This window comes from Vibrio sp. SCSIO 43135 (assembly GCF_023716665.1).
Lineage (GTDB): Bacteria > Pseudomonadota > Gammaproteobacteria > Enterobacterales > Vibrionaceae > Vibrio > Vibrio paucivorans.
The window spans coordinates 1,772,909-1,782,761 of sequence record NZ_CP071860.1 but is presented as its reverse complement, the minus strand read 5'-3'; the positions used below and the strand labels follow the sequence as shown (position 1 = coordinate 1,782,761).

The window sequence follows — 9,853 nt, the reverse complement described above, 5'->3', positions numbered from 1 at the left end:
ATCAGTAAGGCGTTGTGGAGTGCATACGTCCATTCAATCGAACTCACAATATAAACCTTGATCATGCTTTCGATTGTAATCCGAATTGACGAAACAAGCAGAGCGATAACCTAATGGTGTCATTTCAATTACAATAAAACGAATTTTGTATAAAAAACCAGCATGAATCACATTGCCTTGATCATCGTTTCGGGACAAAATGAAAACGCAATTGACCAAACTTGCCTTTCAACATCGAATAGAATTCAGGCCTCTGTGGATAACATGTGTAATGGTGATGATCATGCTTTCAGAAGTTCGTTGATCATGCGTACGAAGTTTATATGATCATGCTTCTTGCTAAGTTTGATCATGCTTTCTGCTCTACGTTGATCATCGTTTCAATCACACTATGATCATGCTTCTGAACGTCATTTTTTTTTGTCCTTTTAAAACAGAACGTTACAAGCAAACTTTCGCTCGGATCAATAGATCATATAATCAATTAAGATCAGAATAATCAAATAGATCAGTTATTTAAAAGCAGCAATTTTTTCTTTATTTATGATCTTTTTTTCTTTATTCTCTTGGAACTATAGCGATATTACGGCTAGTGTGACACGGATCTAATAATGAGCTCAGAAGAAAAACTACTGATCAAAGCCCCAAGAAGCCACAAAGACGGACATTTATTCGAAGTATCTGAAACGGCCGTAGACTGGATTGAGCAATACCAACATTTTAAAGGCGTCACGAAGAGTATCGTGGAATTGCTGAATCTTATTTCATTGCAAGGCTTTCGCAGTAAGGACGGCTATGTCTCGACCACAGAGCTTATTGATGCAACAGATGGTCAATTGACCCGTGCGGCTATCCAACAACGCCTAAGAGCGGCAGTAAATATTGGTTTGTTTAAGCAAGTCCCTGTTCGATTTGAAGAAGGGCTAGCGGGAAAAACCATGCTACATCGCTTTATCAATCCGAATCAGTTGATCTCCGTTCTTGGCTCCACCAGCTTAGTGACCGAATCAGTTAAACAAAATGAGAAGCAAAAACGCTCCAAAGCGCTGGCGCAGACTCAGGTCAATAAACGCTTACTGAATGAACACGGGCTTAATACGCCACCAGCGATGAAAGATGAAGCGGATCAATTTGTCGTTTCGCCAACTAACTGGGCAGGGATCATTGATCAAGCTCTCGCTCCACCAAGAACACGTAAGAACTACCAAAAGTCCATGGTGTCGATCTCTGGAACTCGAGCTGTAATCGAAACTCGATCTTCAAAAAACATCATGACGGTCGACGATCTTATGACGTTGTTCGCGTTGTTCACGCTGACAGTACAATACCATGATCATCATCGTGAAGATTATCACTTAGAAGCAACTCAAGCGCCTAACAAGACACCGCTCTACATCACCGATATTTTGTCTCTACGTGGCAAAAAGGACAGTGGTCCGGCGCGTGATTCGATTCGCGACAGTATTGATCGAATCGAGTTTACTGATTTCCAGCTGCACGAACTGACCGGCCGATGGCTTAGTGAGAACATGCCAGAAGGCTTTAAGAGCGATCGTTTCCGATTTTTGGCTCGTACCATCACTGCATCAGAAGAAGCGCCTACAGAGGGCGCTGACGGCGAAATTCGCATTAAGCCAAACTTGTATATCCTTGTGTGGGAACCTTCGTTCTACGAAGAGCTGATGACGCGAGATTATTTCTTCTTGTTCCCGCCGGAGATCCTAAGGCAGCATACGCTGGTCTTCCAACTGTATTCTTATTTCCGTAGCCGCATGTCGCGTCGTCATACTGACGTGATGCTCCTGACTGAGCTCAACCAAAAACTGGCGAGAAACATCGAGTGGCGCCGTTTTTCGATGGATCTTATTCGTGAGTTGAAGAAACTATCGGAAGGTAAGGGGACCGATGATCTGTTTGTGGTGAACTTGTGGGGTTACCACTTGACCCTGACCGCAATGAGCGAAAAAGGTAAGATCACGGATTACCAGGTGGACATCAAGTGTGATGCGGAAGAAGTACTGCGTTATTCTCGCGCTCGCACCACCAATGCGGGTAAACGCAATATGGCGCCAACTTTGCCAAACCCACTGCGTAACGAAATGGTGTCTAAGCAGAAGCTGGATGAGCTGTCTGAGATCATTGATGGGGAATTCGAGCCGATCCAGCGTAAAGCGCCGTCGCCACGCGGTAAACTGGGCCGCCGAGTGAAGCTCAGAAAGCACTTAGTTGAGATCAATGCTGATGAGATCACCATTACCTTGTCTAAATATACCTCTCCAGAGGCCCTAGAACGCAGTATAACGGCGTTAGCTGCAATGACAGGACATTCACACTCCTCAATCAAAGATGAGTGCTCAGAGCTCATAGACAAGCTCGATTGGCTGAGAGTAGGGCAAGAGCCTCTACCATATGAAACTCTGAGTAAGTTAGTTGAGCTGTATAACCAACAGAGCGAAAACAAGCACTTGTCTATCGAAAGGCTGATCTCGGGCTTGGCGGTACGCAGAAAAGTGTGCAAACAAGTATTCGAAGGCCACCTTGATGAAACCGTATTTAGGGCGTTAGATGAAGTTGCAGTGTAAAGCTGCAACTAAGTTTCGGTGAGTGCTGGTAGCACTTTGTTACGTTTGCTAAGCCACTGATACAGATATTCGCAATTGTTTATAAATTAAACGAATCTACGACATTACCCTGACAATGAGCTGACATTAGGAGCGCGTCGGTTGTTAATATTTATCCCGAATAGACAACCTTTTGTCCTTTCTGATGAATTAATAGATTGGCTCATATTGTTACATTCATTCTGAATTGTTTGCGAGTTCTGTAAAGAACTCGCTTTTTTTCGTTGGTACTTTTTACCGCCGCTACCAACGAAAGCATGATCAAGTGACTCCCCTTGATCATTGTTCCGTGATTACGCTTCTTCCGTTTGTATCTCGGACTGTTCAGATGATGTTTAAGCTTGCAGAGAATCAGTTACAGAGACAAATCCCAATCGTGATATCGAATCGGAATGTAGTGAATTGATGATGAAGAAACACTCTTTTGCTGCTCTAGTGGCTTTGTTTACGTCATCCGGTGTATATGCTCAATCGCATACGGCCTTTAACAGTGAAACTATGTGCAAGCGGCAGTACGCAGATGCGGTTTTCTTGCTCCAAGTAGAATACAGCAATCATGAAAACAGCGACCAAGTACGTAGAACGGCGGAACGTACCATTGATCGCTCGCGTGATATTTATGCCAGCTCAGACAGTTTTTGTTCTGCGCTGAACTATCTTGTGAACGATGCGCCTGAGACGCTCGTCGAAGACTTTGAACGTCCAAGACGAGGCGAAGCTCAGCTTTAGTCGGGCATAAGGCCAGCAGGCTCTCATATAAAAAGAAATCCGCCGCTAATGGTTACCTTAGCGGCGGATTTTTATTTGCGCTCCAGCCCTCAATTCTAACTCACAACAAATAGGCCCAAGAGCCGCTGTTATTCCAGTGAACGGTTAATGCAGTGAAGGCGTATTTACTGTTTTGCCTTGATCATCGTTCCAGTGCTGTGAAGCCATAAAGCTTACGTGTGCTTCCACCAGCGCTTGGGATTGCTTGTGCCAAGAATGAGGCTGCTGTTGATTGCAGAACTCAAGTGATAGCACCGTTAGGTGCTGCATCCGCTTCATACACCAGTCTTTTAGTTCTAGCTCCGACAATGGCTGACAAACACAGTGTTGGAGTTTGTTGTAGGCTAACTGGAGATATTGAAACGCCTTATCTGGCTGAGTGTGTCTATGGTGATGAAAGATACGTAGGCAGCCATCTAACCAACAGGCGATCGCTTTGCTTTGCAGATCGGTAATGCTTGGCCCCCAAACTGGATCAGGTGCGGATAGGATCAATGATTCAAGATCGGACACTTGATCATGCTTCCGCTGTTGATACCAGTCACTGATGTGACTTACCCAAGTATCTAGTTGCATCATGCGACATTTTTTCCTTTGCTCTCAAAATGATGTTTAACAAAGTGGCTCGGTCCGACTTGATCAAACTCAGTTTCAAATTGTGAGCTTTTACTGCGGATCTGGTCGGCCTCTATCGAATAGTTTGGTTCACTCTCAACCAAATTACCAAATGGTAAGTCGGGATCTGGCACTGCTGAAATCAACAGCTTAGTGTATGGGTGCTGTGGGTTGGTCAGTATCGATTGAGTGTCGCCCCATTCTACGATCTGGCCTTTATACATTACGGCCGTCTCCTCGGCGATGTAATGAGCGGTGGCTAAATCATGGGTGATATACAAAAAGCCAATTCCTAGCTCTTTTTTCATTCGCTGCATCAGATTGAGCACGCCCAAACGAATCGACACATCCAGCATTGATGTCGGCTCATCAGCCAGAATGACTTCTGCACCAACCGCGAGGGCGCGTGCTAGGTTGACCCTTTGCCTTTGGCCGCCGCTGAGCTGATGAGGAAATTTTTCCAAGGTATCGGGAGCAAGTTCCACCATCTCAAGAAGCTCATTGAGTTTGGCTGGGATTTCTTTGTTTGACGCTACCTGCTTGTGAATCTTCAACGGACGAGTCAGGTGATGGGCGATCGTGTGGGTTGGGTTTAGGGAGCCAAACGGGTCTTGGAAGACCATTTGAACCTTGCTTCGGTAATTCAACAGCTCTTTTCGGCTGGTGATGTCATTGATGTTTTTGCCATTGAATAGGATTTCACCTTCCGTAGCGGGGTAGACTTTCGTCATCAACCGAGCACAGGTACTCTTGCCACAGCCAGACTCGCCAACCAGCGCCAGCGTTTTACCAGCATGAAGGTTGAAGCTGATGCCCTGCAGCGCTTTGAAACGTTCTTGCTTGGCAAACCCACCACCAATAGTGAACTCTTTGACTACATTTTTGACTTCGATGATTGGTTTGCTCATGCCGGTTCTCCTTGCGCATGTTTCGCTTCATGAATGTTTGGAAAAGAGGCCCACAGCTTTTGGGTATAGGCATGTTGAGGTTGGTTGCGGATCTTCTTCGACGCGTTAACTTCCACGATCTCGCCATTTCGCATGATCGCTATGCGATCGCAAAGTTGACTCATAAGGGCAAGATCGTGAGTGATGAACAGTACCGAGAAACCAAACTCGTCACGCAGTTGATAAATTTGCTGCAAGATCTCGCGCTGTACCACGACATCCAACGCGGTGGTGGGTTCATCCATGACGATCAGTTTTGGGTTGAGTGAAAGCGCAATGGCAATCACCAAACGCTGGCGCATACCGCCGCTAAACTGGTGAGGATATTCAGATAGACGTTCCCGAGGTATATTGACCAAGTCCAGCAGCTTTTCTGCTCTGTCTTTGGCTTGCTGGTCGGTCATGCCTTTATGATGCCTGAGTACGTCGGCAAATTGTTCTTGAATAGTCAGAACGGGATTGAGGGAGTTCATGGCGCTTTGGAAGACCATTGCGATTTCACTCCAACGCAGGGTGTTAATCGCTTTGTCTGACAGTTTCAGCAAGTCTTGACCATTAAAATGAATCTGGCCACCTGAGATGAATGCTGGCGGCTTATGTAAGCGATTAATCGCAAATGCGATGGTGCTCTTTCCGCAACCGGACTCACCCGCTAGGCCAAAGATTTCTCCTTTGCCAATATCAAAGCTGACGGAATTGACGGCATTAAAATCTCCGTTGTCCGTGATGTAGTCGACACACAGCTCTCTCACTTGGAGGACAGGGTCGGGGTGGAAGGCTTGCTCAAGCTCTGGTTTACTCATAACGACTCTCATTAAATACAAAAGATAATGATTATCATTAACTGTTATTTTGTTTCGTAAAACAGCCACGCTCTTGAAAGGTGAAGTCACTCGAAAAAACGGCTGGAACAAAGGTGAAACGGTGAGGGAAGAACCACTGAAACTCAGCCTGAAAATGAGACCCAGATCAGCTTACTTTTTACAGGGGTAATCCCTTAAATGTACGTCTACAATTTAAGGGGTGCAAAGGTTTAATGAGCGAAATATTAATTGGCTTTCTGAACCTATACTTTCATCACATTCTAAACCAAATTTTCTTAACAAGAATTTGGGGCTTTGCTACAGATTACCTGTCCCTTACATGGTTCGTTCGGAGGTAACAATGTCCATTAATTCTATAGACCATGACGAAATGACTAATATTGCAAATAAGTGGGACTTCACGGAAGAAGTAGAAACTCAAAAACCTGTGAAACAGGTTAAGTCAGCCGAAGCTCGTCGTCGCATTGAAGCATTAAGAGAGATTCGTGAAAGTGGCTTATCCATCGAAGAAGCGCGGGAGTTGGGTTTGCTCCACTAGAAGTGATTGCAACTAACAATAGTAAGGGTGACAGCTGATGTCACCCTTCTTATTTTCAGCGTTTATTGATCTAAAATCCCTTATTTTTCCCTTTCACTATGCTATATTTCGTGCCCACGTATTTATTGAATTGTATGCACCATGTCGATCAATCTTTCACTATTACCTGCTGACGAAAAGAACAAAGTAGAGCTAGATAAGCAAGCCTCGTTCTTGGTTTGGAAGCTCAGAGAAGCGAAAGCTGGCCCTGAAGAAATCATCGAGCAGCGCGACAAGATTGTTGATGAGCAAGAAAAAGCATGGTTCGATCAATCCATTGAAAAGTACAAACGAGTGATGGGCGTCGCTTAGCGCAGAATGCTCATGTCTCAGCAGGGTAGGAAATTGAAAAGGTCCTACATTTTGCTAAAATCCTTCGCATTAAATTGAATTAGAGAGAAGATCCCGATGGGAAGAAGTTTTGAAGTGCGCAAAGCCTCAATGGCGAAAACTGCAGGCGCAAAAATTAAAGTTTATTCCAAATACGGTAAAGAAATTTACATGTGCGCGAAAAACGGTGGCGCAGATCCAGACATGAACTTGTCTCTGAAGCACCTGATCGCTAAAGCTAAAAAAGACCAAGTACCAGCGCACGTTATCGACAAGGCGCTTGATAAAGCAACAGGTGGCGGCGGTGAAGACTATGTACCAGCACGCTACGAAGGTTTTGGTCCTGGCGGCACAAGTGTGATTGTTGACTGTCTGACTGACAACGGTAACCGTACTTTCCAAGATGTACGCCAGTGCTTTGTGAAAACAGGCGCGAAAATCGGTGTTGAAGGTTCTGTTTCTCACATGTTCGATCACCAAGCGGTATTCCAGTTCAAAGGCGACGATGATGAGATCATCTTAGAAACGCTAATGATGGACGACGTAGACGTAACAGACGTAGAGCTAGAAGAGGGGGTAATTACTGTATTTGCTCCTCACACTGAGTTCTTCAAAACCAAGACTGCGCTAAACGGTGCATTCCCAGATCTGACTATCGACGTTGAAGAAATCACATTTGTTCCTCAAACGCACACTCCTGTATCGGGTGAAGATGCTGAGAAGTTCCAGAAGTTCCTAGACATGCTGGATGACTGTGATGATGTGCAGCAGGTTTACCACAACGCTGAACTGTAATCAGCGAATGTGAACAAACGAAAAAGCCGGGCAATATGCCCGGCTTTTGTGTTTTTAGCCAACACCATCGGTTGGCCTATATTTTTCCTAATGATTAATGGACGCGGCACATTAACGAACCTGCTGTTCCACTCGTAGTTGTGTCCCTTGCAGCTGAGCTATCTCTAGCGAGTCTGGTAAGCTTTTGTCTTGTTTTCTTGGCTTTGTTGCCCATTCTGAAAACTTCCTAATGAGAGGCAAAACAGTAAGCCCTAACATCAACGCGATTGGCCAAGATAACGTAAAGCTTTGTAGCCAAATCGGCGGCCACTCAGGGCTGAACTCCATACGCATTCCTGAAATGATTCCAGACATGATGGCTGCCATTACCAAGGAAGACAAAACCGTGTTTAACCACATCTGTTTTTTATTCATAGTCATTTACCCTTGAGTTGTGGTTGGTTGAACTTTGATGTAGAAAGGTTATAACTATCCATTAATGAAAAAAATAGGAAGATCTAGAACTATGAATTCCATATTTGGAAACATTGATGATCTGTTCTTGTTTTGTGCTGTCGTTGAAGAGGGCTCATTGCTGTCAGCTTCCAAAAAGCTTCAGCTGCCGGTATCGACGATGTCACGCCGTTTAACTGCACTGGAAGCCCGACTTAATGTTCGTTTATTGGAGAAGCAGGGTAGGGAACTGGTACCGACTTTGGCGGGTGAGGAAGCCTTTCAGGCGCTCAGTAGCGGTATGGAATCGGTTCAAGCTGCATTTACTGAGATTCTAACCGATAGAGAGGCCATTCAAGGGCGGATCAAACTGGCGATTCCGCATAACTTTTACGATGGCTTTGTGGGGAAAATCATAGAGAGCTTTCTGGCACAGTATCCTAAAGTGCAACTCGATCTGGTGCTCAGCCAAGAGCAGGCGGTACCGCAAACTGATCGCGATCTACTGATGACTTTTGACATCAGCAATTTAGAAGGGATGATCGCTCGTCCTCTATTCAAAGCTCAACATGGCTTTTTTGCCAGCCCTGAGTATTTGCGGTCTCATCCCGAGATCACGCAGCCTGATGATCTCGAAAAACATGAGTGGATCTGTGTCGACCACCTACTGCAAATACCTGTCTACAAAGAGGAAGATCTGATCCAAATGGTGTCCATTCGCCCCAAGTTAACTGTGAATGATATCCATGCTGTAGTACAGGCCACAGAGAAAGGAATTGGAATCGCTTCCTTACCCTATAGGCATGTATCATCTCAGATGAATCTAGTGCAAATATTGCCGCAATATCACCGCAGCGACAGGCAGGCATATTTAGTTTACAAAGAAAGAAAATATCAACCCAAGGCACTGACATTACTCATCGATGCTTTGATTGAAGGGGTTCAACTGGCGCAGAAATCGCAACCCGTCAAATAATGGAGAACAATATGAAAGTAAGTTTTATTGGTTTAGGTGTGATGGGCTTTCCAATGGCTGGGCATCTAACGAAAGCTGGGTTTGACGTCACGGTATTCAATCGTACTCATCAGAAAGCGCTGGATTGGGCTGAGCAATACCAAGGCCATGCGGCGAGCACTGTAGCCGAATGTGTTAAAGAGGCCGATGTGGTATTGGTTTGCGTGGGTAATGATGACGATGTGCGTAGCATGACAACCAGTGAAACTGGCGCCATTGCAGCGATGAAAGCTGGAGCCATTCTTGTTGACCACACCACAACGTCGGCATTATTAGCGGAAGAACTGGAACAGGCGACTCTTGCCGCTGGTGTGCGCTTCATGGACGCACCAGTATCTGGCGGTCAAGCGGGCGCTGAGAATGGCGTATTAACTATCATGTGCGGCGGTGAACAAAGCGTGTTTGATGAGCTGCAACCTGTGTTTGATGCTTACGGTAAGTCATCGGTATTGATGGGGCGTGTAGGTCAAGGGCAGCGCGCGAAAATGGTCAATCAGATCTGTGTCACGGGTGTATTAGCTGGGTTAGCGGAAGGGCTTATTTTAGCCGAGAAATCTGGCTTAGAGATCCCTGCTCTTATTGATTGCCTGAAAAATGGTGCAGCGGGTTCATGGCAAATGGAAAACCGAGCCAATACGATGGCACAAGATAAGTTTGATTTTGGCTTTGCTATCGATTGGATGATCAAAGATTTGGGCTTCTGTTTAGACGAAGCTGAGCGCCAAAACATCACTTTGCCATTAACCCAAAAATCGGTTGAGCAATACAAGCAATTAAGTGCCGCAGGTGATGGCCGCATGGATACATCGGTGCTGATGCGCGCTATTAAAGCTGAGGCGCAAGCTAAGTAAAACACGTAAGTTAGATTTACAGTGTAAACAACGCTCTATCGACTTCTGAGGCGATAGAGTGCTGTGATTGAATGAGGC

General features: G+C 45.4%; 11 protein-coding genes. 7 read left to right on the top strand and 4 right to left on the bottom strand.

The annotated features are described in order from the left end of the window. The first annotated feature begins 611 nt into the window (after nucleotides 1-611). Both J4N42_RS22600 and J4N42_RS22595 read left to right on the top strand, forming a co-directional pair. A complete protein-coding gene (locus J4N42_RS22600) occupies nucleotides 612-2,582 on the top strand; it encodes a replication initiator protein RctB domain-containing protein (RefSeq protein WP_252032795.1) in 1,971 nt (656 codons plus the stop codon). Nucleotides 2,583-3,026: 444 nt separating this feature from the next. Further along, nucleotides 3,027-3,350 carry a hypothetical protein gene (locus J4N42_RS22595; protein WP_252032792.1) on the top strand — a complete coding sequence of 108 codons (324 nt, stop codon included), beginning with the start codon at nucleotides 3,027-3,029 and terminating at the stop codon, nucleotides 3,348-3,350. Between the two features lie 144 nt (nucleotides 3,351-3,494). Here J4N42_RS22595 and J4N42_RS22590 read toward each other — a convergent pair whose 3' ends face one another. Genes J4N42_RS22590 through J4N42_RS22580 form a run of 3 tightly spaced genes read right to left on the bottom strand, consistent with a single transcriptional unit; the run spans nucleotide 3,495 to nucleotide 5,754 of the window. Then, a complete protein-coding gene (locus J4N42_RS22590) occupies nucleotides 3,495-3,968 on the bottom strand; it encodes a transcriptional regulator (RefSeq protein ID WP_252032789.1) in 474 nt (157 codons plus the stop codon). Beyond that, entirely contained in the window at nucleotides 3,965-4,912 is a 948-nt protein-coding gene (locus J4N42_RS22585; RefSeq protein ID WP_252032786.1) for an ABC transporter ATP-binding protein, read from the bottom strand. Before J4N42_RS22585 ends, J4N42_RS22590 begins: the two co-directional genes overlap by 4 nt. After that, the gene (locus J4N42_RS22580) at nucleotides 4,909-5,754 is read right to left on the bottom strand and encodes an ABC transporter ATP-binding protein (RefSeq protein ID WP_252032783.1); all 846 of its coding nucleotides are present in this window, start codon (nucleotides 5,752-5,754) and stop codon (nucleotides 4,909-4,911) included. The genes J4N42_RS22585 and J4N42_RS22580 overlap by 4 nt, the downstream gene beginning before the upstream one ends. A gap of 361 nt (nucleotides 5,755-6,115) precedes the next feature. Here J4N42_RS22580 and J4N42_RS22575 point away from each other — a divergent pair, with 361 nt between their 5' ends. The 3 genes from J4N42_RS22575 (at nucleotide 6,116) to J4N42_RS22565 (ending at nucleotide 7,477) form a co-directional block, all read left to right on the top strand. After that, the gene (locus J4N42_RS22575) at nucleotides 6,116-6,313 is read left to right on the top strand and encodes a PA3496 family putative envelope integrity protein (protein WP_252032781.1); all 198 of its coding nucleotides are present in this window, start codon (nucleotides 6,116-6,118) and stop codon (nucleotides 6,311-6,313) included. 141 nt (nucleotides 6,314-6,454) lie between these two features. After that, nucleotides 6,455-6,664 carry a DUF3283 family protein gene (locus J4N42_RS22570; protein WP_252032778.1) on the top strand — a complete coding sequence of 70 codons (210 nt, stop codon included), beginning with the start codon at nucleotides 6,455-6,457 and terminating at the stop codon, nucleotides 6,662-6,664. Between the two features lie 96 nt (nucleotides 6,665-6,760). Beyond that, nucleotides 6,761-7,477 (top strand): YebC/PmpR family DNA-binding transcriptional regulator, encoded by a 717-nt coding sequence (locus tag J4N42_RS22565; protein ID WP_252032775.1) that lies wholly within the window; start codon nucleotides 6,761-6,763, stop codon nucleotides 7,475-7,477. A 111-nt stretch (nucleotides 7,478-7,588) separates the two neighbouring features. On the opposite strand, the gene J4N42_RS22560 is transcribed toward J4N42_RS22565, so the two are convergent. Continuing rightward, nucleotides 7,589-7,891, bottom strand: coding sequence for a DUF2798 domain-containing protein (locus J4N42_RS22560; protein WP_252032772.1), 303 nt, complete (start codon nucleotides 7,889-7,891; stop codon nucleotides 7,589-7,591). A gap of 91 nt (nucleotides 7,892-7,982) precedes the next feature. Between J4N42_RS22560 and J4N42_RS22555 the strand changes: the two genes are divergently transcribed. Together J4N42_RS22555 and J4N42_RS22550 are read left to right on the top strand one after the other, a co-directional pair. Then, on the top strand, nucleotides 7,983-8,885 hold the full coding sequence (locus J4N42_RS22555) for a LysR family transcriptional regulator (protein WP_252032770.1): 903 nt from the start codon (nucleotides 7,983-7,985) through the stop codon (nucleotides 8,883-8,885). An 11-nt stretch (nucleotides 8,886-8,896) separates the two neighbouring features. Further along, a complete protein-coding gene (locus J4N42_RS22550) occupies nucleotides 8,897-9,775 on the top strand; it encodes an NAD(P)-dependent oxidoreductase (protein WP_252032767.1) in 879 nt (292 codons plus the stop codon). Nucleotides 9,776-9,853: the final 78 nt, after the last annotated feature.